The 21716-nt window shown below is 42.4% G+C and carries 25 protein-coding genes; 17 read left to right on the forward strand and 8 right to left on the reverse strand.

Annotated features, from left to right (window positions below; genetic code table 11):
• Positions 1-120 precede the first annotated feature (120 nt).
• The 5 genes from PHI74_05635 to PHI74_05655 all read left to right on the forward strand — a co-directional run bounded on the left by PHI74_05635 (position 121) and on the right by PHI74_05655 (position 3528).
• Entirely contained in the window at positions 121-1275 is a 1155-nt protein-coding gene (locus PHI74_05635; GenBank protein ID MDD5485485.1) for a hypothetical protein, read from the forward strand.
• A 256-nt stretch (positions 1276-1531) separates the two neighbouring features.
• Positions 1532-2065 carry a hypothetical protein gene (locus tag PHI74_05640; GenBank protein ID MDD5485486.1) on the forward strand — a complete coding sequence of 178 codons (534 nt, stop codon included), beginning with the start codon at positions 1532-1534 and terminating at the stop codon, positions 2063-2065.
• Between the two features lie 175 nt (positions 2066-2240).
• Complete coding sequence (locus PHI74_05645; protein ID MDD5485487.1) at positions 2241-2456, forward strand: hypothetical protein; 216 nt, start codon at positions 2241-2243, stop codon at positions 2454-2456.
• On the forward strand, positions 2456-2590 hold the full coding sequence (locus PHI74_05650) for a hypothetical protein (protein MDD5485488.1): 135 nt from the start codon (positions 2456-2458) through the stop codon (positions 2588-2590). Before PHI74_05645 ends, PHI74_05650 begins: the two co-directional genes overlap by 1 nt.
• 365 nt (positions 2591-2955) lie before the next feature.
• Positions 2956-3528: a hypothetical protein gene (locus PHI74_05655; GenBank protein MDD5485489.1), complete on the forward strand. Its 573-nt coding sequence runs from the start codon at positions 2956-2958 to the stop codon at positions 3526-3528.
• Positions 3529-3619: 91 nt separating this feature from the next.
• Here the strand turns inward: PHI74_05655 and PHI74_05660 are convergent, their stop codons facing one another.
• Entirely contained in the window at positions 3620-4813 is a 1194-nt protein-coding gene (locus PHI74_05660) for a radical SAM protein (protein MDD5485490.1), read from the reverse strand.
• A 98-nt stretch (positions 4814-4911) separates the two neighbouring features.
• Between PHI74_05660 and PHI74_05665 the strand changes: the two genes are divergently transcribed.
• Positions 4912-6096, forward strand: a complete 1185-nt coding sequence (locus tag PHI74_05665; GenBank protein ID MDD5485491.1) for a radical SAM protein — start codon at positions 4912-4914, stop codon at positions 6094-6096.
• Between the two features lies 1 nt (position 6097).
• Entirely contained in the window at positions 6098-7096 is a 999-nt protein-coding gene (locus PHI74_05670) for a radical SAM protein (protein ID MDD5485492.1), read from the forward strand.
• Between the two features lie 27 nt (positions 7097-7123).
• On the opposite strand, the gene PHI74_05675 is transcribed toward PHI74_05670, so the two are convergent.
• Both PHI74_05675 and PHI74_05680 read right to left on the reverse strand, forming a co-directional pair.
• On the reverse strand, positions 7124-8311 hold the full coding sequence (locus PHI74_05675) for an NAD(P)/FAD-dependent oxidoreductase (protein ID MDD5485493.1): 1188 nt from the start codon (positions 8309-8311) through the stop codon (positions 7124-7126).
• Positions 8304-8669, reverse strand: a complete 366-nt coding sequence (locus PHI74_05680) for a hypothetical protein (protein ID MDD5485494.1) — start codon at positions 8667-8669, stop codon at positions 8304-8306. The genes PHI74_05675 and PHI74_05680 overlap by 8 nt, the downstream gene beginning before the upstream one ends.
• A gap of 62 nt (positions 8670-8731) precedes the next feature.
• Between PHI74_05680 and PHI74_05685 the strand changes: the two genes are divergently transcribed.
• On the forward strand, positions 8732-8935 hold the full coding sequence (locus tag PHI74_05685) for a hypothetical protein (protein ID MDD5485495.1): 204 nt from the start codon (positions 8732-8734) through the stop codon (positions 8933-8935).
• A gap of 142 nt (positions 8936-9077) precedes the next feature.
• Here the strand turns inward: PHI74_05685 and PHI74_05690 are convergent, their stop codons facing one another.
• On the reverse strand, positions 9078-10727 hold the full coding sequence (locus PHI74_05690) for a putative manganese-dependent inorganic diphosphatase (protein ID MDD5485496.1): 1650 nt from the start codon (positions 10725-10727) through the stop codon (positions 9078-9080).
• 119 nt (positions 10728-10846) lie between these two features.
• Between PHI74_05690 and PHI74_05695 the strand changes: the two genes are divergently transcribed.
• The 4 genes from PHI74_05695 (at position 10847) to PHI74_05710 (ending at position 13304) form a co-directional block, all read left to right on the forward strand.
• Positions 10847-11104, forward strand: coding sequence for a hypothetical protein (locus PHI74_05695; protein MDD5485497.1), 258 nt, complete (start codon positions 10847-10849; stop codon positions 11102-11104).
• A gap of 71 nt (positions 11105-11175) precedes the next feature.
• A complete protein-coding gene (locus PHI74_05700; protein ID MDD5485498.1) occupies positions 11176-11541 on the forward strand; it encodes a hypothetical protein in 366 nt (121 codons plus the stop codon).
• A gap of 201 nt (positions 11542-11742) precedes the next feature.
• A complete protein-coding gene (locus PHI74_05705; protein MDD5485499.1) occupies positions 11743-12051 on the forward strand; it encodes a hypothetical protein in 309 nt (102 codons plus the stop codon).
• Between the two features lie 215 nt (positions 12052-12266).
• Complete coding sequence (locus PHI74_05710) at positions 12267-13304, forward strand: hypothetical protein (GenBank protein MDD5485500.1); 1038 nt, start codon at positions 12267-12269, stop codon at positions 13302-13304.
• Positions 13305-13316: 12 nt separating this feature from the next.
• Here PHI74_05710 and PHI74_05715 read toward each other — a convergent pair whose 3' ends face one another.
• The 4 genes from PHI74_05715 to PHI74_05730 form a co-directional block, all read right to left on the reverse strand.
• Positions 13317-13889 carry a BglII/BstYI family type II restriction endonuclease gene (locus PHI74_05715; GenBank protein ID MDD5485501.1) on the reverse strand — a complete coding sequence of 191 codons (573 nt, stop codon included), beginning with the start codon at positions 13887-13889 and terminating at the stop codon, positions 13317-13319.
• Positions 13890-13902: 13 nt separating this feature from the next.
• On the reverse strand, positions 13903-14859 hold the full coding sequence (locus PHI74_05720) for a site-specific DNA-methyltransferase (GenBank protein ID MDD5485502.1): 957 nt from the start codon (positions 14857-14859) through the stop codon (positions 13903-13905).
• Between the two features lie 119 nt (positions 14860-14978).
• Positions 14979-16388 (reverse strand): radical SAM protein, encoded by a 1410-nt coding sequence (locus tag PHI74_05725; protein MDD5485503.1) that lies wholly within the window; start codon positions 16386-16388, stop codon positions 14979-14981.
• A gap of 4 nt (positions 16389-16392) precedes the next feature.
• Positions 16393-17436, reverse strand: coding sequence for a DUF1786 domain-containing protein (locus tag PHI74_05730; protein ID MDD5485504.1), 1044 nt, complete (start codon positions 17434-17436; stop codon positions 16393-16395).
• A 325-nt stretch (positions 17437-17761) separates the two neighbouring features.
• Here PHI74_05730 and ahbD point away from each other — a divergent pair, with 325 nt between their 5' ends.
• From ahbD to hemA, 5 genes are all read left to right on the forward strand, one after another.
• Positions 17762-18808, forward strand: a complete 1047-nt coding sequence (gene ahbD / locus PHI74_05735; GenBank protein ID MDD5485505.1) for a heme b synthase — start codon at positions 17762-17764, stop codon at positions 18806-18808.
• Positions 18805-19254, forward strand: a complete 450-nt coding sequence (locus tag PHI74_05740) for an AsnC family transcriptional regulator (GenBank protein MDD5485506.1) — start codon at positions 18805-18807, stop codon at positions 19252-19254. Before ahbD ends, PHI74_05740 begins: the two co-directional genes overlap by 4 nt.
• Positions 19255-19259: 5 nt before the next feature.
• The gene (locus PHI74_05745) at positions 19260-19721 is read left to right on the forward strand and encodes an AsnC family transcriptional regulator (protein MDD5485507.1); all 462 of its coding nucleotides are present in this window, start codon (positions 19260-19262) and stop codon (positions 19719-19721) included.
• Positions 19714-20349 (forward strand): bifunctional precorrin-2 dehydrogenase/sirohydrochlorin ferrochelatase, encoded by a 636-nt coding sequence (locus PHI74_05750; GenBank protein MDD5485508.1) that lies wholly within the window; start codon positions 19714-19716, stop codon positions 20347-20349. Before PHI74_05745 ends, PHI74_05750 begins: the two co-directional genes overlap by 8 nt.
• Positions 20350-20473: 124 nt before the next feature.
• Positions 20474-21703, forward strand: coding sequence for a glutamyl-tRNA reductase (gene hemA / locus PHI74_05755; GenBank protein MDD5485509.1), 1230 nt, complete (start codon positions 20474-20476; stop codon positions 21701-21703).
• Positions 21704-21716: the final 13 nt, after the last annotated feature.

The following is a 21716-nucleotide window of genomic DNA, read 5'->3' on the forward strand; positions in this document are numbered from 1 at the left end:
CGATAGTATCCGCACAAATCCCCTTCGGCGACTTCAGATACAAGCAGCTGTTATTCTCAATCGCTCGGCTTGAAAAAATAAAAGATTTTATAATATTTGGAGAAATACTAAGAAGAAGGTATGGCAATAATCAATAAGCTGTTCAGCAGGAAAATAGAGGTATCCGGTGACTGGACACAGAGATTATGGGCAATAAGCTTCCACCGTGGCGGAGTAGACTACAAGACAGAGCCATTGAAGCTAGAAGCTAGACCCGACATAGATGCACTGTTTTCACGGAAAAAACTTCCCTATCTTTGGCCCAAGGACAAAGCCTATGTCCGATGGGCGGATTCAGCGAGTGATACACAATACTTTCTCAAGATTCAATGGGCCATAGCATATATGCATCATCCTGATCCCAAGGTGCTTATCGAGCTGGTTAATACGCTTCCAAAGCTCATGCCAGACGCACCTAGCGAAGTGATCTTTGAGCATGCGAACTTGCTCGCACACAATGATAACAATGTCCGTACAGAGGCTGCAAAGACCATTGGAAAATATGATAATGTTGTTGCCAAACTTGACAAACCTGCATGGAAGTTTTATAACATGATACCCGAGTTTATATTAGAGCACAAAATAGAGGCTTTGATTGCTATAGAAAACGAGGAAGCAAACAAAGTCCTTGGCGGAATACTTTCTTCGCACCTTATCATCAAAAGGAAAGCAAAACAAATTTCTCAGTCGAAGCAAGCATTCTTTATACCGTTGAAGCAAACATTGGAGCATCTCAAGAATATAAAACCAGAATACAGTGATCAGGTTATGGGAGCATTGTCAGAATTCAAAGGGGCTGTTTTTGGTTATGGGTGGGGTGAAGGTGGTATGGGAGAATCAGACAAAACTAAGGAGGATAAGGTCCTTCCCCATTTTCTTAAGGCAGATCCTGCGGTAATAAAGCCAGAACTTGAGCGACTGCTTTGTCTGCTCTGCAGATATGGAAGGGAGATCAAATATAATCCCATTGCTCAGCTACTTGACAAACTCGAACCTAATGAATTTATCCCACTGTTAAAAGATTACCTCAAGGTGCTAGAGGACGTTGTAGAATATATCGAAAAAAATAGGTCAGCCATACTGAGCGGCCTTAATGATGAGCTAAGAAGAGCTGAGTCAGGATACGATGTGAAGTGGGTAAGAGATTGCCAGGCCCAGATAGAAGACCTGAACGACTGGAAAAGATGTACTTCAAACCTTGAGGGATGGGTAGAATACTGGGAAGTCAAAAAATGACCTTTTTGAATCAAACGACACAAATTACAAAAAATCCCATAAAAGTGTGAGAGAATGAAAATCAACGATTTATCTCCCGAAGAAAAAATACGATTTGAGGAATTTAAAAATTTGTGGAAAGAAAGTACAGGATTCTATTGGAGGATAGCAATATTACTATTCTTTTTTTGGCCTTTATGGGATATAATTCCGACACTTATCTTCGTCCCTTTTGGGGGGTCCTATCAATGGTTATCTTCCAAGCATTCCCTTTAACATGAATAACATTGCACAATTGTGGTACCAGTTTTCTGTATTTTGTATGATGTTCGGGTTTTTTATATCATGGATGTGTGTAAAAGAAGCTAAGAGGAAAAAACTGGCAACAGTGCTTGTAATAATTATTTGGGCTGCGTGGTTCGCTTATATAGCGTCAATGGAAGACTGGATAAAAGATACATTATTAAGGCAGATTATAATGAGTGCTCAATTTTTAATTTGTCTTGCTATTACAACTTTCCTTGCTATCAAAGTAAAGTGGCCAAGATTTATATGGGTGATAACTGCATATCTTGGGGTTTTATTGGTACTTTATTATGGCTGTTACTATCCTTTGGCTTCAGTTTCAGTAAACCCTTGGCCATCTCCCCCTTCTTTGTCTAACCCCCCTTCAGGCACAATACTAGGGTATATGCCACCTGTTCTAGGGATTATCTCAGTAGTTTTTATGGCTTGGGCAAGTTCAGAGAAGGGACAAAAATGGGCAGCCTTTAGCCACATCCTAGAGGAACGCAAAAAGAAAAGAAAATAATTTTGCGTCGCCTTGCAACTCAAAAATTATGAGATTTCGCCCCCTTCAGTCGTTCCATCCAAATTCGCCCCCTTCTGTCGCAAACTTCGCATAGCTGCGAAACGTTAGATGAAATTGCGTTGTAAACATGCTTTTATAAAGTTCGAATCAAATAACAAATATGATGTGAGAGAGAATGCAACAATTAAAAATAATAGTTGAAAAGCATCTTGAGGGATATGTGGCGTATCCTTTGGGGCTGAAAGGCGTAGTGGTTGGTGAGGGTGATACCTACGAGGAAGCTCTTGCGGATGTGAAATCAGCTATCAAATTTCACATGGAAACCTTCGGAAAGGATATTTATGAAACCGAAGAGATTATTGAAACCTTTGTTGCAGAAGTGGCATTGTAATGAAATTCCCAAGAGATGCTCCTAAGCGAAAGGTCATAAAAACATTCGAAAATCTCGGATTCAGAATATTCAGAATGGGAGAACATATCTTAATGGTGAGAGAGAGAACCCTGATGGAACTAAAACTCCTTTAACCATGCCGAGGCCATGAGAGGATAAAAGGCTCGACACTGAGAGTTATTTGCAGGCAATCAGGTATAAAGCGGGAGGATTTTTTGAAAGCTTATGAAGAGATATGAGCCGCTTCGCCCAAATTCCTTCCTTCGGCTTCTCAAAGCCCTAGAACTTTAGGCGAAATGCTCACCTTTAAACGAAAAACCCATTCCAAAATCGATTAATTCACTTTAATTTTCGATATGTTACATCTTTAGATGTAAAGTAAGAAACTTACATCAAAAGTAATTAATGAGCGGAATTATCTTTTTGGTAAGAAACAGGATGGTATATTTAAAAGGGTTAAAAAAGATATACTAAAAAGGGTTACTTGGAAGGGATGATGATGTCAGATGAAAGAAATCCAGATGAAACTATTGAGATCAGTGCCACTTACGATTATACAGAAGAAGAATTGAATCAAATCAAAGAAGCGCTTACAGAACTAGGGTATAATACTGAGAGAAAAAGATATCACCGTCTCTCAACTTTTCCTTTACCTTTACCTCCAGCACTAATTTTGACATTTGCAACCATGTCAATAGCAATGGAATTTTTAAGGAGGCTCGGATCAGACTTATATGATTATACCAAAAAGAAAATAATCGAAACATTCTTCAAACCCAGAAAGAATGAAAAATCGAAAGTATTTTTTGAATTGAAAATTGATGATATAAAAATTAATACATCTTGTCAATATGAAACCAAAAAAGGTCTTAATCTATTTTTTAAGAGTTTAATTGATGTATATGAGTCCATTGAGGATCAATTCAGACATCAAGAACTCCCTGAAAATCTAAAACAAATTTTCATCGAATTTGATGGAGAGGGGAGAACATGGCAAATAACAGGTCATCAAACAAGCCTCCCGCCAGTTGAATTTGATGTTGATTCGGAGGAATGGAAGCCGATAAAATAGTGGTTTATAACCATAAAAATTAAATGAGATATTAAAAATTGTAATTAATCTCTACTAATTTTATTCTTGACAGTCTTGGGACCCATATAATCTAATCCAATTTTTCCATATGTATCGGAGCCCCTTTCGGAATTTCCTTAAAGTACTTCGACCTGAATTCCGGATCCAGCATCAGGCACGATCTCTTGCGCTTGAACTCCTGGAACTTTCTCATCCTCCCCCAGATGTCTTTGACCTTCTCTTCCCTTATGTTCCCGAAAGAGAGGGGCATATAAGTACAGGGAGTCAAATCCCCGGAATCCACCAAATTCAGCCACCTTCTCCCAGCCATACACCCGAAGAGATTCGGCGATTCAAAAAACGTCATCGAGAACATCCTTGGGCCTTCCGGTGTGGAGTTCACCCTCCTGTACATATCAAGTATGCGCTTTCTATGACTCTCATTAAGCATAATCCCCTCATTGTCCATGTAGTTCCAGGTAGAAATGGACTCCCATACCGTGAGTTCATGGACTCCGAGTTGTGCTGCGAGGTCATACAATCCCTCCAATTTTCCGCTTTCGATTAGGCTCGGATTTGCATGGGTATGCATCGAAACGTACAAGCCGGCCTTTACGGCATTTTTCATGGATTGCGTTGCTTTTTCAAACGCGCCTTTAACACCCCTGGCCGCATTATGTTCGGCAGGAATTGGGCTGCGTAGACCTATGATAGTGGCGTACAATCCCGCTTTCTTTAAATGTACTGCCTTTTCTTCGGTCAAAAGAATGCCAGGTGTGAATATGCTCGCTATGGCCTTCTCCTTATCAACATGCTCTACCAGGTCCACAAGGTCTTCACGCAGGAGCGGATCACCTTCAGCGAAGCCGAGGGATATGGAGCCCAGCCCAATCACCTGATCGACGAAATCCTTCAACTCACCTGTCGTAAGCTCCTCACCGGGAGATTGCACCATGTTGCAATGGGCACATCTGCATGAGCATCTCTTAAAAGCGTTGATGGATACGGCTTGGGGCGCATACTTTCTCCGCAGCAATATGTCGATTTCCGCTTTTAGCGCCCGTCTGAAGGGACCACTCGGAATGGGGGGCAACCACGTTGTGAGTATGACCGAATCCTCCCTCACTTCTATGGGCTTCTCATTTTGAAGCATGGAATTAACGTGTCTGAGGATGGGAGCACATGGCAGCGAAAGAGGACCGGATGACTTGAGTTTGGTATGGTGCTCTGTCGCCTCCAACCAAATCTCAATGCCCTTGGACTTGTACACCGACACCTCTGACACTAAATCATCTCCACTCCAAGCCAGTAAGCTGTGGCAATAAAAGTTTTCCAAGGCAGAAATAGTTAACTATAACTATAATATCTCCCATCAAAACAGTCATGAAGCTTTTAGCTTACCAAATGCCTGGCATTAGAGCCTTCTTGGAAATCGAAGATGGAAAAGTTAGGGCGGCGGCAGAAGGCCTTCTTTCCTTCTTGGCCAGGCCGATTTGCGAGAAGTTCAACGATAATTTTTCAGGATCGCCTGCGGCCATCCTCAAAGAGGGCGTATTTATTTCAACCGTCTTCCCGCTGGTTCCCAGTGAGCCCTTTAGGAGGTTGATGAGCGCCCAATTAAAAAATCGTCTCTTTGGCACGTTTACGCCCGAATGTGTCGCCATCATGGTTACCAGTAGGTGCCAGTGCAAATGCCAGCATTGTATTGCCTACGGAATAACAGGCAAAGAAGAACTATCCACTGAGGAAATGTGTGATTTAATCGATCAATCCCTCAAACTCGGAGCCTATCAAATCAGCTTTGAAGGTGGAGAGCCTACCCTTAGGTCAGACCTCCCAGAGCTGATATCCCACATCGATAAAAGCAAGGCGATATCGCGTGTTGTGACCAATGGTCTCCTCCTGACAGAGGAATACGTGCGGAGGCTAAAAAAGGCTGGATTGGACATACTCACCATCAGCTTAGACAGCCCCTATCCAGAAATTCACGATCGATTTAGAGGGGTGACAGGTCTATTTGACAGGGTCACTGAAGGCATCAAGCATGCTATAAAAGCTGGCCTCATAGTATGCGTGATATATGTTGCATCGCCCCAGAATTCGGATTCGGAAACCATGAACGATCTGTTAGAATATTGTGAAAAGCTGGGTGTTCACGAGCTTTTAATCGATGAGATCTTTGCCGGTGGAAAGTGGTCTGGCAAGGAGGTACTAACTGATCGCGATAGGGAGCGTTTGATCAATCTGGCGAGAGTACAGAAAAGAAACATCTGTGTAACTCCCTTTTTCCATCTCAGAAATCCCGATTTATTCGGCTGCTTCGCTGGGAGGCGATGGATGTTCATTTCGCCTACAGGCGATGTCATGCCATGCATGCACACCCCCATCTCATTCGGAAACATCAGGGAGACGGATTTGAAAGACATATGGAAGAGCATGCGTAGACATGCACTGTTCAGAAAAAAGCCAGAAATATGCACCATCAACGACCCCTATTTTAAGGATAACTATCTCAAAAAAATCCCCAAAGATGCAGATTTGCCCTATCCGATCGAGAAGATTGAGTAACATGAACATGAAGATAAGAAATTTCGCTCCTTTGACGGTAATGAAAGCCCTGTGGCAGCTATGGGTAAAAAAGGGACCTTTGATACTCTCTCACGGGATTAACTCAGAATGCAACCTCCGTTGCCAATTTTGCATCTATTGGAGGGAGAAGGGGGAGGAGATGGGAAAAAAAGAGATATTCCGTCTTCTTGATGAAGCGCGATCTATGGGCGTCTTGATATATAACGTATGGACTGCAGAACCCCTTATGAGAAAAGATCTCCCGGAATGTCTTGAGTATGCTAAGTCTCTGGGAATGATGACCTTCATGGTAACCAACGGGGTTCTTTTAAAGGAGAGAGTGGATGAACTCTCGAATCTGGATTACCTGTCGGTTTCCGTGGATGGCACCAAGAGCTATGAGAAGCTGAGAGGAGTCGATCTTGATAGGGTTTTGGATGGGATTAATGCCGCAAGAAAAAAGGGAATTCCGACCGTGATAAATTGCGTTCTCAACGGAAAGAATCTGGACGAGATCGAAGCGCTCATACGCATCGTCGAAGATTTGGGGATATGGATATCATTCGAGCCTCTTCATGAGTATGAAGACATTTCTCAAGATGTTTGGGATGAGCTGGGACTAAGCGATCTGGATAAATACAGAAAGACCGTCGACCGAATCATTGAATTAAAAAGAGAGGGCTCACTGGTTCTAAATTCCTACACCTATCTCAGGATGATGAGGGACTTCGACCCTGACTTCCGCTGTCATGTCAACGACATCATTCTCCATGTTGCATCCAATGGTGAAGTAGAAAACTGCAGGGTCTACCGCCAAAACATGGGAGAGGGGGGTCTCGGTAAAGCCTGGGAATCCTCCAAAGAGACTAGAAAAAAAATGTCTGAGGAATGTAACGGATGCCTCTTTTTTGGATACGCTGAGCTAAGCCTCCTTTATAGCCTAAAACTTGAAGTGATGCTGAACTGTGCCAGAATATTCAGAAAATTCATTAGGTCTTAGTTAATTAATTGTTTAGTAAGTAGTCAGTCATACAAGATATTTTACCAATCGCAGGAGCTTTGGGTCCTTCCTAAGTGCCAATGAAAGGATGCCTAGGCCCTTCATGAAAGTCGTTGAATGTCTGGATAGCTCTCTCGTAACGTCAACATCCCGAAGAGCTTTGACCATTTTATCAACGTCTTCGTCCGGTATTCTCTCCATGACCTTGAGCGCCCTATAGCCTGTCTTGTATTCTGGGAATAATTCCTTGCGCCACCTACCTACATATCCTTCAAGGCGTTTTTTAGATATATCGTCTGCTGCTATGGCTTTGGCTGCCACATCACCGCCTATGATCCCAGCTAACATTCCATAGGGTAAGCCTGCTTGTCCACCTGCACCGCCGACGATCATGATTCCCTTGTCTACTAAATCACCCGGCATGGTGGCTATGGGGTCCCCTCCCTCCAAAAGGTCCAGGATTTTAGCCTTCTCGAAAAAGTGAGATGCCAACTTGTTCTTATAAACAAATTGATTGAAGTATTCCATGGCAGGTCTTGGTGCATTGCGAACAAAGGCTGCAACGCTTGCTTTAGAGTCGCCTTTAGGAGATATGGTTGCCTTCCAGCCAGGTGCCACCGACCGCCCTATGTGATATTGAAAATAGTCTGGGTACTCTGTCTCAACGCCGATCATTTCTGCTTGAACTGCTGAGGCCATCTCCTCTGGATGCTTCATGGATTTCAATCCAGCCCAATGGGGGATGGACGATTCTATGCCGTCAGCTCCGATGACGATCTTTGCCTTATAAGCTCTCTTCTCGTTATTCTCTCTTGTGGTCACCTCCTGAGTCTCATCGCCAAGTGTTAGGTCAATGGCCCTTGAGCCTGTCTTGATCTCGGCACCCGAATCCCGGGCAATTCCAGCGTAATATTCATCGAACATAGCTCTATCGATGGCGAATCCCGGGCTGTTGATTACAATTCTGAAGCCAGACGGGGATACGATGTGCATGCCCCTTAACCCATGAATCACGTATTCTTTTTGGATGCTTAAGCCGGTTATTTTAAACATACCCTCAAACGTCGTGTCTGCCGGGTGCGGTCCATCCCCAATTCGCTCCTTTTTATCCAAAAGCAATACGCTCGATCCCGCCTGTGAAGCTTTCCACGCTGCCATCAAACCAGCAGGACTGGCTCCGACCACTATTATATCGTATGACATCTGATCAGCCATCTTCAAAATACTCCTCAAATATCTCCATGCATACGTCTCCCTTTATCGTGTAGTGCTTAGAGGATTTGCCATGGGATCTCACATATTTTTCCACCCGAAATCCTTTTCTCTCCAGGATATCGCCGATAGTCAGCTCTTTTTTATTTATCAACTGCAAAAAATCAGAGGGGTTGTCAATGGGAATGATGACCTTGCTGGTGACCAGTTTTTTGCCGTCCAATACGAAGCGTGACTCTCTGATGATGCCATCCTTGTGCCCATATTGCCTGACCACCTCAAATTTTGCGTTTTTGAACTTTCTTCGGATAAATGAAGTTGTTGATTCACTTGATTCGATCAGGTCAGCATACCATGTCATTCTATCGTTACCATAGTGCTTGGAAAAGTATAAATAGTATTTCATTCACGCATAGTGATATCATGAAATATGAAGACCCTGAAGAAGAATCATTAGATGAAGATGAGGAGCTTGAAGCAGAGGTAGTTGGCATATGTGACGGTTGTGGCATCGAGGTGGACGAGACAGAGGCGACCACCTGCTCAATATGCGGTGCCATATACCATGATTGGTGCATGAAAGATGTCTGTAAACGCTGTGGAACAGCCTGGTTAGATTCTGAGTAATTGAGCCTTAAGCGAAGCGAATAGGTTAAAAGAAATACAGGATAGGTTTAAAATTTTAAATTTCATTCTTACTTAGATATATATTAAAAAAGTAAAATCCCATCGATCAAGCTCTTATGCGAGCCGCGAATCAAGGGTATGCTCAGGAAGTAGTGCATACATAACCGATCTTCGGAATGAAGTCCTTTTTCCTCGATAAAATCTGGGGAATAAAACCTTTGTCGTTTTTTATCTCAATTTCAAAAGCCTTCTCTATTAGCCACTTCTCGCCTGTGACCATAAGCTCCTCACCTGATTCCAGGGGGTTCATAATCAGGAGAACGACCAAATCGTAGCGCTTCTCCGCACGTAAGCTCTCCATTGCTGCCTTTATATCGCTTTCTTTAGCCTTTATGTCCTCTTTATCTATCACCATCACTTGCCCAACGGCAATTCTCTTACCCCCGAGTTCGTATTCCTTAAAATCATGAAGCAGGATCTCTCTGCCGGATTTTCCCTTTAGGCTTATACATGCCGTCAAAAGCTCTTTGCCATATTCCTCTATCCTGACATGCGCGATACGGGCTAATTTACGTGCTAACTCTTTGTCGAGATCGGTGGTGGTGGATAAAGTCAACATTAGTGTATCAGACAGCAATCCTGAGAGCAGTAATCCCGCCATATCTTCAGGAATGGCAATTTGATGAAGCAGCATCTGCTCTGCCACAATTGTGCAGGTGCTGCCAATCGGCTCATTGTGAACGCGAATGGGCATGAGGGTTGATATATCGCCGACTCGGTGATGGTCGATGATCTCCAATATATTCGCCTCTTGCACGCCATCAACCGCCTGAGATATTTCATTATGATCGACCAAAATGACCTTCTTTTGTATGGGCTGCAGTAAATCGGTCCGAGTGACGATGCCGAGTAATCGAAGTTCGCTGTCTACGATTAACGCACTGCGATAATCGGACTCCAAAACCTTCCGTCTTAATTCTGCAATTCGCGTATACCGTTCAGCGACCGGCACATTCTTGGACATTATCGAATAAAGCGGCGTGGACAACTCGAGCAATCTGGCAGTAGTGAGGGTATCGTGGGGCGAAGAGATGAGCAATGTATCAGACCTTGATGCCTCTCTCGTGACTTCAGGGCTAATCGGAGAATTGCCGGTAATTATAAGGGCTGAGCATCCCTTTTTAATCAAATCCAATTGGATGTCTGTCCTATCGCCCAAAATGACTACGTCGCCGGCGTGTATTCTGTCTAAAATTGTCAGTCTCTGCATTGCCGCAATAAATACCCTGCCGGTTAATTTGTTTAACTTTTGAGGATTAACGATCACGTTTCCATTTAAGGCTCTGATTAGGGTGTTCAGGTCAATCGGTGTGGTGGATAAATCCCTGCGTCCCAGATTGGCGATGTAATATTCTGCGATGTCTCGAAGTCCCACGATTCCCAGGAGCTTTCCCTCCGGGTCGACGATCGGCACAGTACGGATGGCTTTCTCCCTCATTAAAGATGCAACGTCCCGTATCGAATCGTTGGGCGATGCGACAATGGGTTTCCTCAAGTCCATATCGCCTACGTTGGCTGCAAGACTCTCCATCTTCATCGGGTGCTCGAAGTTGAATCTAGAGAGCACAAATTTAGTCTCACCGTTCAAATCGCCCGCACTGGCAGGGACATACTGGTGCTTTTTATCGAGGGCGTTCTTGAGGTAGGCATAGCCGATAGCGGAGCAGACGGAATCCGAGTCAGGATGCGTGTGCCCGATGACAAATACCCGCTTCTGGTTCTCTGTGGTCATTTTCTCCAATCGTCTAAAATATATCGCTTACTATTTGATACTTCTTTAGATTTATCAAAGATGTCTTAAAAGGTTATATAATACAGGAAGTATCTAATGATTAAAGGAGGTGACCAATAATGGCTTTTGTGTGGGACCCCATATACGTGGTGAACCTGGTGCTGTCCGTCATAATACTGGGACTGGGCTTGTGGACTTATCAAAAGAGCAAGAACAAGACGGCTCTATACGTGGGTTTGGCCTTCGGCCTTTTCGGCTTTTCGCACGCTATGACACTGCTCGGTCTTAAGGATGCTCTGGAAGTTCTGCTCATCGTCATTCGGACGATAGCCTACCTGCTGGTAGTGTTTGCCGTGTACAAGCTTTGGAAGGGTTAACGTAGTTCGGTTTGATTTGAGTGCGACCTTCACCAACTCTATTTTTTTGATTTTTTTTATTTTTGAATCTAATGAACAGAATTTTTAAATATCCTAGTCTTAATTTATATTTTTGTGAAAGAGGAAGAAAAAACAAGACTTATCCTGAAGGTCATTTTGTAGGAATGTGGATGGGAATAGGTATTGCCATCTTTACAGGGATTGGAGTCCCGCTCAGTTTTGCTTTAGAAAATCCGGGATTAATTGGGATAGGACCTGCACTTGGGGTTGCTTTTGGATTAGCATTGGGTCAATCAATTGAAGATAAATATAGAAAAGAAGGAAAAATCAGGCCTCTTACAAAAGATGAGAAACATAAAAAAGAAATGCTTGTAACCGCAGGAATTGCTGTATGTATGATAGGGCTTGCATTATTTCTTATACTGCTTTTTCTATAATATAACAATATTAATTACATAGGCATTTTTTTCGATTTTAAGAAGCTTTTAAAAATTGATATTTCTTCAATTTAAATACCAAAAGGAGATTAAAAGAAAAAAAGTTTTAAAAATAGGTTTTATAATCCATCTAGTAAAAATCTTAAATAAAAATATAATATTATATACTAGCACTCTAAACTATAAAGCATAGGTGGTTAAATGCCAGAGGAGTTCATAGAAAATATTGATGCGACTCCAGACAAAAAGATTTTACTAGCAGTGTCAAAAGACATTGATCTCAGAAGAGGAATTTGTGAAATGATTGATAACTCTATTGACAAAATGACTCTTCAGAATAACGAACTCTCTCTTGTGATATCTATTTTTATGGATGAAGTAGAACAAACAATTCAATATGAAGATAACTCAGGTGGAATAAAGGAAGAGAATCTAAATATGATTATTCAACCTGACCTGGTGGGACAGAAAGAACTGAAGAGGAGGAGACAATTGGTATATTCGGAATAGGATCTAAACGGGCATTAATTGCACTTTCGCATTACTCCGAAACAATTAGTAGATTTGCTGGTGAAGATACTTTTAAAATAGTCGTTGATGATGAGTGGGTAAATACCGATTCGTGGGAGATACCAAAATATCGGACACAAAACATTGAGGAAGGAAAAACTATATTCAAACTGAGAGATCTCAAATTTGATTTCAATGAAGCCATAATAGACGAATTGAAAAGAAAGTTAGGAGAAATTTATTATTACTATATCAAGAATAGAAATGTAAGAATTAAGTTAAATGGTACGAGTATTAGACCGACACTATTTGAAGATTGGACATATCCTCCGAATCGTCATCCAAGAAGATATATATTCAAGCTATTAGGTCGATCTAATGATTCTATTCATTGTGAGATAATTGTTGGGTTAAGGTTTGAGGCGAGTATTATAGGCGAATACGGTTTTGATTTGTACTGTAATGATCGTTTAATTGTAAAACACGTAAAGGATTATAGACTTGGTTTTACAAAGGGGCTTCTTGGTTCTCCGCACCCATCTATAGCACGATTTTATGGTATAATAAAATTGAATGGAAAGAACAAAGATATGCCTTGGAATAGTACTAAATCCGATATTGATACACTAAATCCAACCTATAAACAGATTATGAATTTGGTTTTAAAATTTGCTAAGCCTTATGTGCAGTTGAGTAGAAGATTATCATCTAGTGCCGAGGAAGAGATAGTGCCTTATGCTACAGGAACAATTGAAAATGTCGATTTAACTAGTCGTAACGAAAATGATGATGACTTCCCAGATATTCCACCAGGTCGTATCACCCGCAATGAAAGAGCAAATCGCCAAAATATAATGGTTCTAAGAAATTCTCCTTGGACTAGAGGTTTATTGGAGAACATATTGGCTGTAGACATGATATTGCAATCGAAATTACAAAATAAAAATAGATATTCATTGATTCTGCTGGATAGTTGTTTAGAGATTGCCTTCAAGGAATATATAGTTAATGTACTTCGTTTTCCATTAAGTCAAAGCCAAAGAAGATTTAGACAAGGTTTGATATCAACAATGAGGGATAACTACAATTTTGAAGAAGCTATTTGGACACAGATAGATTTTTTCCATAATCTTAGAAATTCTTTATATCATGAAACAGCAACACTAGATATAACTGAGGAAGATATTTGGGATTTTAGATTATTAGTTTGTAAAGTGCTAAGTGATTTATTTGACATTTCATTTGAATTTTAGACAAAATTTAAGTTATTTTTGAACAGTTTTAGATTTAGTAACATCTACGCCTAAAATTAAGGTAGGTATATCTATATTGCTCTCTCCTCTACATTCCAAATCTGTTTTCATCTGCTCAAAATATGATACGCCAGAAGACATCTCTCTTGCGAGGCTTAACATGGGAACTATTTCCACACCAGAATCGATGATTTCTTGCTTAGCAAAAATCGTCATTTTTGCACATACATTGTAAACCATAAATGCGTACTTTCCAAATTGAACTTCTACACCTAGCTTATTTTTAACTGCATCCATCTCTCTAAAGCCCTTATGAATTTGCCCTATTTCAGGAATTTCTGTTTCAACACTAATCCTAGTAGTTTTCCACCCCCTCTCTTTAAACAACATATCGAATACTTTGTTCAATTCTTTAGGAGAATATAGAGCCTTGCCATTCATTGTTTTTTCCTTGCTAATCTTTGTTTTAAGGAGGGAGGCGTCAACAGAAGATATAATCTTTTTAATCTCTTTGAGTTCGGCTTTATGATTTTTTCCTATGAATTCTTTCCCATTTTTAAAAGAAAATTCTGCAATGATCTCCATTAATTACCCCCTATTAGAATTCATTAATCTTTTTCATTTTCCACTCCTCTGGAGGTCGAGCTACTTTTTCAGTGCCTTTGGGTCGGTATACCGGCTTTCCAAAAGGACGTTTTTTAAGTTTCCCTTTTTCATATTCTTTTATTCTGCACATTGCTATTTTTAGATATTCTTCAGAATAATCAACACCAACAGCACGCCTATTATGAATTACTGCGGCTAAAATTGTTGATCCCACACCAACAAAAGGATCAAGAACAATATCTCCTTCATTAGTTAAAGCAAGAACTAACCTCTCTATAAGTTCGATAGGGAATTGACAAGGATGAATAGTCTTTTCTGGATGGTTAGATTTCACATTAGGTATATCCCAAACCTCGCCATCCCAATCTCTTATCATAACATCCCAGATATCAGAAGGATTTTTACCTAAAGGATTACATGATGGTAAGCCCTTATTTTTCCCTTTATAATATCTTTTACCAGGGTATTTGATAGGTATTCTAACAGCGTCGAGATTAAAGGTGTAATTATCATTTTTAGTAAACCACATAATTGTCTCATATCTACCAGAAAAACGTTTAGATGCATGTAAACCATGACCAAATCGCCATATTATACGATTTCTCATCTTCATATTCAAATCCTTAAAAATATCATAGAAATATGCGTCAAGAGGAAAAACCTCGCCATTTTCTATATAATTTCCTATCTCCCAGCATATACTTCCGTTATCACTTAATATTTGTTTACATCTTCCAATGACCTCTTTTTGCCAATTCAGATAATCTTCAAATTTTTGCCTTTTCTCATAGATCTTCCCTATATTATAAGGAGGCGAAGTGACTATGAGCTTAATCTTTTCATCTTCTGGGATCGTGTTTAGAAACTTCAAAGTATCGTTGTTTGCGAGGAGTACATCGTAATCCTTTACATATTCTTCTTTAAAGACAACGTTCAGTTTTTTATTCATTACTTCTCTTCTTTCACTCTTTTCTTTTTCACCTTATTTAAACTTGAACTACCTCGTTGATTAACACCAAGATAGTTGTAAAATAGTTTTTAAATACCAAAAAATTAATTTAATCCTTCTCACATTCTCAAAAGCCACACCCATGTCTTCATCTGGTGATATGCCAAACCTGGGATATGCCTTGGCTTTATCACCCCTTCTTTTGTGAACTTGGATAACATCCTGAGATTGTTTTTTATCGCACTTGACCTCAGATAAAAATCCTTGTAGGCTTTTGCGTTCAGCTCTCTCACTTCCTTTAGTGAGAGCTCTTGCGTCTCTATGATCGGGTTGGCTGTGGTGTACTTGCTCCAGTCCAGCTCTTTGATCATTCCCATTTTTTCTGCGGTGTCATGAAACTTCGTTCCTGGGTATGGTGTGGGCAGGAAAAACAGCGGATATTCCGGGCTTAACTCTTTCATCAGCTCTATGCTCTCTTCTACATCCTCTCTCGTCTCTCCCGGCAGACCCAATATGACGTTGGCTATCCTCAGCATGCCCATGTCTTTTGAATCATCCATGACCTCTTTCATCTCCCAGGTGCTGATGTCCTTCTTCATGGTCGTGATCGACTTTTGAGAGGTGGTCTCTATGCCGTATGAGATTATCCTGCATCCCGCCTCTCCCAATTTTTTCAGGTGGTGTCTGTCGGTGCTCAGGATCGAGCTCTCATAGCCCCAGGGAATCTCCAGCCCCCTTTCCGTTATTTCATCGCATATATTCTCGGTTCTTTTCCTGTCCAGATCGAAGTTGTCGTCAAAGAACATGATCAGGTCGAGGTCATAGCTGTCGCACAAATGCTCCATCTCATCCACGACATTTTTCGCACTTCTGGCTCTCCATTTTCTGCCATATATGGCTGACACGCTGCAATAATGGCACCCATAGGGGCATCCCCTGCTTGAGACCATTGTAGCCATCCTGAAGGTTTCAAACAGTCTGTACTTATCCATGGGCAACAAATGCCTTGCAGGATAGGGAAGCCCATCCAGATCATCGATCAATGGTCTCGGAGGATTTCTTACGATGCGTCCGTTCTCTCGAAAAGCTATTCCTTTCACCTTGGCCAGCTCTCCCGACTCCCAGGCATTGGCCAGCTCTGGCACGGTGATGTCACCTTCGCCGCATACCACCACATCGAGGTTCGGATTTTCCCTCAAGACCTCCTCTGCCAGCAGGGAGGCATGCGGGCCTCCCATTATCGTTCTAATGTTAGCGTCAACCTCTTTTGTAGCGTTGACGACCTGGTTGGCATGGTTGACTCGATAGGTCGCACAGTACACCCCCAGCATATCAGGCTTAAAAGTCTCAATCTCCTTTTTGACCTTTGCCATATCCTTTTTTTCGGCCGGCATGTCAATGATCTTGACTTCATTATCTTTCTCTAACGCCGCAGCCACATAGGCCAATCCAGTCGGTGGTGCGGTAAGTCCCAAAAATCGTTGATATATTTCCCTCTCACAGGGGGGATGGACTAACAGGGCCCTCAAGCTCTCAGCATCCCCCAAACTTGTGTTTATAAGCCTCGACCAGTCCAAAGCACCCTGTCATCATCATATCCCCATGCGGGGCTGCAAAATAGAGGTCCAGTTTTGAATCACGTGCCATGGACCTCCTCGGACCCGTAACTGCGATCAACTCCACCTCATCAAAACCTGGGGCATCATTTATGAAACAGCCATGACCCCCGTCATCAAAAATCTCATCGAAAGTGAGCGTCCCCTCCCCCAATTTTACAATATATTCATCCAGTTTTTCCGCGTTCATGCAGTGGGTATGGTGCTCAAACAGTCCTGCAATGGTCTTGCCGCTCATCAACGCTCCTAACGTGTGACCGTTTCCGACGTTTATCAATATTACAGGATCTTTTTCCATTATGGGAGGATCGGTCAATGCACCCCAAATTGCAGCTATCCCCGTATCAGTCAGAGCCACATCATAGCCTCTTAAGCTCTTTGCCACAGCCTCCATCCTGGTTAGGTACGGAGGCAGGTTATCTTTATAGACATAGACAAAAGATGAAAGGTTCCCGCCCATCTCCATGAACTTTTTGATGTGTTGGAATCTGAAAATGCGGTTGCTCATTCTGGGCGAATAGCCGTGGTCTTGGACGGCTATAGCGACTTTTTTAGGGACTTCGACGTCAAACATGGATAATATACGCTTGATTGCGTCGATATCCACATCCCTGGTTTCGATGCGTGTCACATTTTTGGGGGCCTCGTCTACAATCTTGACGCCAAGGTCTTTCACCTTCTGCAGATTGTCATACAGTGTCAGGGCAGCAGATTCGGTGGCATACACATTGAGACCAGCCCCTATGTGGTCTTTGACAGCTTTTGTGCTTGGCCCGCCTCCCATGGTTCCCCCGGTCAAGAATATGTCTTTACCCTCATGAGTCGTCTCAGCGATCTTTTTGGCGACGATTTTTGTCTGTGTGGGCAGCACCATCTTTATGCAGTTTTCAATCCTCTCGTCGCTATCATAAAGCAGAAGGTCCTGTGTTCCGACACCCACATCTATGGCTAATATTTGCATATATAATCCCCGAAGTTCTAAAACTTGTTTTTTATTTTATGCGATACGATTCAACCTTTTACATGATTTAGTTTAATAGCCCATAATTGTTATCTCAATCGATACAACAAACATTTATTATTTCCTGTTGGCGGAATTCATGCACTTTTTGCCAGCTTAATAACTACGGCAACTATTTTGGCATCGCTCGTCTTTGAACCTGGGAAATCGAGATAAATTTACGCCCAAAGGGGGCAAGTCCAGAAGAGTTGTCAGAATCATGAATACATACATCTACGCATACCATACATAACTAATTAAGGTTAATAAGTGTTCTAAATGTTCGATGATCAAAATGGTCCCATTTTTGCCAAGGTTAATTGCATGGGAGCTCACTGGCGCTTGTAATCTGAAATGTGTACATTGTAGAGCCTCTGCTACAAAAGAGCGTGACGAGAGTGAGCTCTCTACAGAGGAGGCAAAGCACCTCATCGATGATATAACGAAATTTGCCGATCCGATATTGATTCTCAGTGGCGGTGAACCGTTGCTCAGGGAAGACGTATATGAGATTGCGGCGTATGGAACTGATAAGGGGATGCGAGTGGTCCTAGCGACAAATGGGACGCTTCTCACCCCAGAAATAGCTGCCAAATTGAAAAAGGCAGGAGTGCAGCGTATTAGCATCAGTTTAGATGGGGCAAGTGCTAAGGCGCATGATGACTTTAGGGGCACGCTTGGTGCGTTCGAAGGCGCATTAAGGGGCATAAATGCGCTCAAAGAGGCACATCTAAGTTTTCAGATCAATACGACCGTTACAAAGCGTAATATGGGGGAAATACCAAAGATTTTGGACTTATCCTTGGAGCTGGGGGCGGATGCCTTGCACATCTTTTTGTTTGTACCCGTTGGCAGGGGAAAGGCTATCGAGGGAGATGAAATCCTGCCAGAGGAATATGAGCGCGTGTTAAGCTGGCTCTGTGACATGCAAGGGAAAGTACAGCTACAGCTAAAAGCCACATGCGCTCCACACTACTTCAGGATCATGCATCAAAGGTCGAGGAGAGCAGAAAAGGCAAGTGGGCTTTCGATGATGACCAGAGGGTGTCTAGCTGGCACCGGATTCTGCTTCATCTCGAAAATAGGCGAGGTATACCCCTGTGGTTACTTACCTGTACTAGCGGGAAGTATCAGGGAGCAATCGTTCGAACAAATTTGGCATCAATCAAGAGTTTTTAAAAACCTGAGGGACTTTAACACATTAAAGGGCAAATGCGGCATCTGTGAATTCAAAAGGGTTTGTGGCGGTTGTAGAGCAAGGGCGTATGCTGCCACTGGTGATTATATGGCAGAGGAGCCGTGCTGTATATATCAACCGAGGAATTTGCTATGAGGCTTGATGCCCTCGATAAGAGTCTCCTGAATATGTTGCAAGATGAATTACCGCTCGTATCTCAACCTTTCGAGGAGTTGGGCAAGAGACTTGGAATCAGCGAAGAAGACGCCATATCGCGTGTCAAAAGACTTCTGGAAGAAGGTGCAATCAGACGCCTAGGGCCCATCATCGATATAAAAAAATTGGGTGGTATTAGCACTTTAGTGGCGATGAGCGTGCCCTTCGAAAAGATAGATGCAACAGCAGCCATAATCAATGAATATCCAGAGGTAACGCATAACTATCTGCGCTCCCACAGATACAATGTCTGGTTTACCATCTCTGCACGTAGCAAAAAGAGGTTGGAAGAGATACTAGGGGAAATAAAAAAGCTTGGCTACGAGACCATCGATCTTCCTGCAACAAAAATGTTCAAGATAAGGGTAAAATTCGATATGAAGTGATTCTAATGGACGATATGGATGTAAAATTGCTCAAGCTCACGCAAGATGGAATTCCACTAATACCCACGCCATTTGCTGAGATAGCTACGTCCCTAGGGATTTCGGAGGAAGAGGTCACAACCAGACTTAAAAAATTGAGGGATACGGGCATCATCCATAGGTTTGGCGCATCCATTGCGCATAGGAGAGTTGGCATTGTTGCAAACGCGATGTGCGTTTGGGCTGTGCCTTCAGAAAGGGTGGATGAAGTAGGAGGGATCATCGCATCTTTCGATGAGGTTACGCATTGCTATGAACGTTTGCGATCCAATAAATGGGGATACAATGTATTTGCGATGGTGCATGGACATGATAAAGAGGAATGCAAGGCCATAGCAGAGCGCATAGCTGAGGCGACTGGCATATATGATTATGAGATGTTGTTTAGCGAACGAGAGCTCAAAAAGGTGGGACTTCAAATTGAGTAAGCTGCTTCCATTGGTCATCGATCTCGAGAGCAAAAAAATCGTCATATTTGGCGGTGGGCTTGTGGGTGAGAGAAAGGCGAAGCTGTTCCAAGGTGCAGATCTTACAGTGGTAAGCAAGGATTTTACTTCAACGCTATGCAAATTAAAAGATGAAGGATATATCAAATTGATTGAGAGCGATCTTGGAAACATAAAAATTGAGTCCCTCATCAAGGATGCATTTATGGTAGTTCCTGCTACCGACGACTTGGCGTTGAACTCGAAGATCACAGCGATGGCAAAGAAGCACAAGATACTGGTGAACTCTGTGGATAGAGTGGATGACGTCATCATTCCCTCTGTCCTCAAGCGAGGAGATATTACGATCGGCATCTCCACATTGGGTAAAAGCCCTGCAATGTCAAAGCTCATCAGAAAGAAAGTAGAGCACATCATAGATGAGAAATATGCAGATATGGTCAAGCTCCAGTGCGAGATTAGGGCGCTATTGAAGCAGCAAGTCAAGGACCATAAGCTCAGAAAAAGAATTCTATTGAGTATCCTATTCGATGAGGAGATATGGCAGAGCATGGGCGACTATGATAAAGCTCGCGACTTAGCAATATCCAAATGGATTGATAGGGCTTGAATGTGATTGGCTCTCGGTTGAAAACGGAGAGCTTTTTAGTCTACTTGGACACAAAGGCGTTTGCAAGACCGCTATTAGCCGAGCGAAAAACGCTTAAGTCAATTATGCTGTAATAAGTGATGCGATGCCAGAAATATTCAGCATGGCAATCACTCATGAATGGGCGAGCATAGGAGATATTGAGCGTGCAAGAGCAGAAAATCTTGAGGATACGCTGAAGGAGATACACTCTCTTAGTGGCATCGATGAATGCATAACACTTCAAACGTGTAATAGAGTCGAAATCTATATCAACTCTTCTAATGGCAATCTGTCGCTTAGAGAATATCTCAAACAAAAAAGCATCCCAGAAAACATCATCAGATTCTATGACCGTGAGGAGTCGCTTCGACACCTGCTTAGGCTTGCAACAGGTCTTGAGTCAATGATCATCGGCGAGAATCAGATCCTTGGGCAAATCAAGGATGCGTTCAGTCTAGCAAAAAAGGTTGGCACGGTTGGCAAAAATCTGGGTATGGCTTTCAGCAAGTCCATCAGCGTTGGCAAAAGGGCAAGGACGGAAAGCAACATCAATGTAGGGGCAGTTTCCATAGGTTCCACTGCCGTTGAATTGGCTGAGCAGATTCTTGGCGATTTAGAAGATAAAACGGTCACGGTCATCGGTGCGGGTGAGATGGGCTCTTTGGTGGCAAGAGCACTATCGCAGAGAAATCTTCATTCGATCTTCGTCTCGAGTCGAATGCATGAGAATGCGTTGGAGTTAGCCAGAGAATTGGGCGGTAAGGCCATACATTTTGAGGAGATCATGGAATACCTCCCTCAATCGGATGTTGTCATTAGCGCAACCGCAGCTCCACATTTCATCATCACGACAAAAATGATGCGAGAGGCTGCCTTGGATAAAAAGATACTTATCATAGACATCGCAACCCCTAGGGACATAGAGGAGTCCGTGGCAGAGATTCCAAACATTGAGTTGCATAATATTGACTCTCTGAGAATCATAAGGGACAAAAATCTGGAAAAAAGGAAAGCTGAAGCTATAAAGGTCGAAAGGATCATCGAGGAAGAACTCGAATTGTTGGAAAAACACTACAAGCGGCAAAGAGCCGATGAAGTCGTCTCATCATTATATTCTCAGTTTGAGATGATCAGAGTCCAAGAGCAGAAGAGGGCAATCAATAGGCTGAGATCTATCAGAGAGTTGGACGAGGACCAAATTGAGATCGTAGATGATTTGACTGCCTCGCTGGTCAAAAAGATGCTTGCCCAGCCAACTAAAAGACTTAGAGAAGAGGCAGAAAACGGAAAAGAGGACTTTCTGCGATCCGTCTCCAAATTGTTCAGGCTGTGAGGTGAAAAGAAGA

The organism is Methanocellales archaeon, assembly GCA_028715985.1.
Taxonomy (GTDB): Archaea; Halobacteriota; UBA148; order UBA148; family UBA148; genus UBA148.

Excerpts from the sequence above, each read along its gene's own strand:
- PHI74_05635 (MDD5485485.1), top strand. The coding sequence starts at position 121 with ATGGCAATAATCAATAAGCTGTTCAGCAGGAAAATAGAGGTATCCGGT.
- ahbD (MDD5485505.1), top strand. The coding sequence starts at position 17,762 with ATGATCAAAATGGTCCCATTTTTGCCAAGGTTAATTGCATGGGAGCTC.
- PHI74_05685 (MDD5485495.1), top strand. The coding sequence starts at position 8,732 with ATGAAATATGAAGACCCTGAAGAAGAATCATTAGATGAAGATGAGGAG.
- PHI74_05740 (MDD5485506.1), top strand. The coding sequence starts at position 18,805 with ATGAGGCTTGATGCCCTCGATAAGAGTCTCCTGAATATGTTGCAAGAT.
- PHI74_05675 (MDD5485493.1), bottom strand. The coding sequence starts at position 8,311 with ATGGCTGATCAGATGTCATACGATATAATAGTGGTCGGAGCCAGTCCT.
- PHI74_05705 (MDD5485499.1), top strand. The coding sequence starts at position 11,743 with ATGCCAGAGGAGTTCATAGAAAATATTGATGCGACTCCAGACAAAAAG.
- PHI74_05720 (MDD5485502.1), bottom strand. The coding sequence starts at position 14,859 with ATGAATAAAAAACTGAACGTTGTCTTTAAAGAAGAATATGTAAAGGAT.
- PHI74_05690 (MDD5485496.1), bottom strand. The coding sequence starts at position 10,727 with ATGACCACAGAGAACCAGAAGCGGGTATTTGTCATCGGGCACACGCAT.
- PHI74_05695 (MDD5485497.1), top strand. The coding sequence starts at position 10,847 with ATGGCTTTTGTGTGGGACCCCATATACGTGGTGAACCTGGTGCTGTCC.
- PHI74_05655 (MDD5485489.1), top strand. The coding sequence starts at position 2,956 with ATGTCAGATGAAAGAAATCCAGATGAAACTATTGAGATCAGTGCCACT.
- PHI74_05670 (MDD5485492.1), top strand. The coding sequence starts at position 6,098 with ATGAACATGAAGATAAGAAATTTCGCTCCTTTGACGGTAATGAAAGCC.
- PHI74_05680 (MDD5485494.1), bottom strand. The coding sequence starts at position 8,669 with ATGACATGGTATGCTGACCTGATCGAATCAAGTGAATCAACAACTTCA.
- PHI74_05700 (MDD5485498.1), top strand. The coding sequence starts at position 11,176 with ATGAACAGAATTTTTAAATATCCTAGTCTTAATTTATATTTTTGTGAA.
- PHI74_05650 (MDD5485488.1), top strand. The coding sequence starts at position 2,456 with ATGAAATTCCCAAGAGATGCTCCTAAGCGAAAGGTCATAAAAACATTC.
- PHI74_05645 (MDD5485487.1), top strand. The coding sequence starts at position 2,241 with ATGCAACAATTAAAAATAATAGTTGAAAAGCATCTTGAGGGATATGTG.
- PHI74_05640 (MDD5485486.1), top strand. The coding sequence starts at position 1,532 with ATGAATAACATTGCACAATTGTGGTACCAGTTTTCTGTATTTTGTATG.
- PHI74_05730 (MDD5485504.1), bottom strand. The coding sequence starts at position 17,436 with ATGCAAATATTAGCCATAGATGTGGGTGTCGGAACACAGGACCTTCTG.
- PHI74_05665 (MDD5485491.1), top strand. The coding sequence starts at position 4,912 with ATGAAGCTTTTAGCTTACCAAATGCCTGGCATTAGAGCCTTCTTGGAA.
- PHI74_05745 (MDD5485507.1), top strand. The coding sequence starts at position 19,260 with ATGGACGATATGGATGTAAAATTGCTCAAGCTCACGCAAGATGGAATT.
- PHI74_05715 (MDD5485501.1), bottom strand. The coding sequence starts at position 13,889 with ATGGAGATCATTGCAGAATTTTCTTTTAAAAATGGGAAAGAATTCATA.
- hemA (MDD5485509.1), top strand. The coding sequence starts at position 20,474 with ATGCCAGAAATATTCAGCATGGCAATCACTCATGAATGGGCGAGCATA.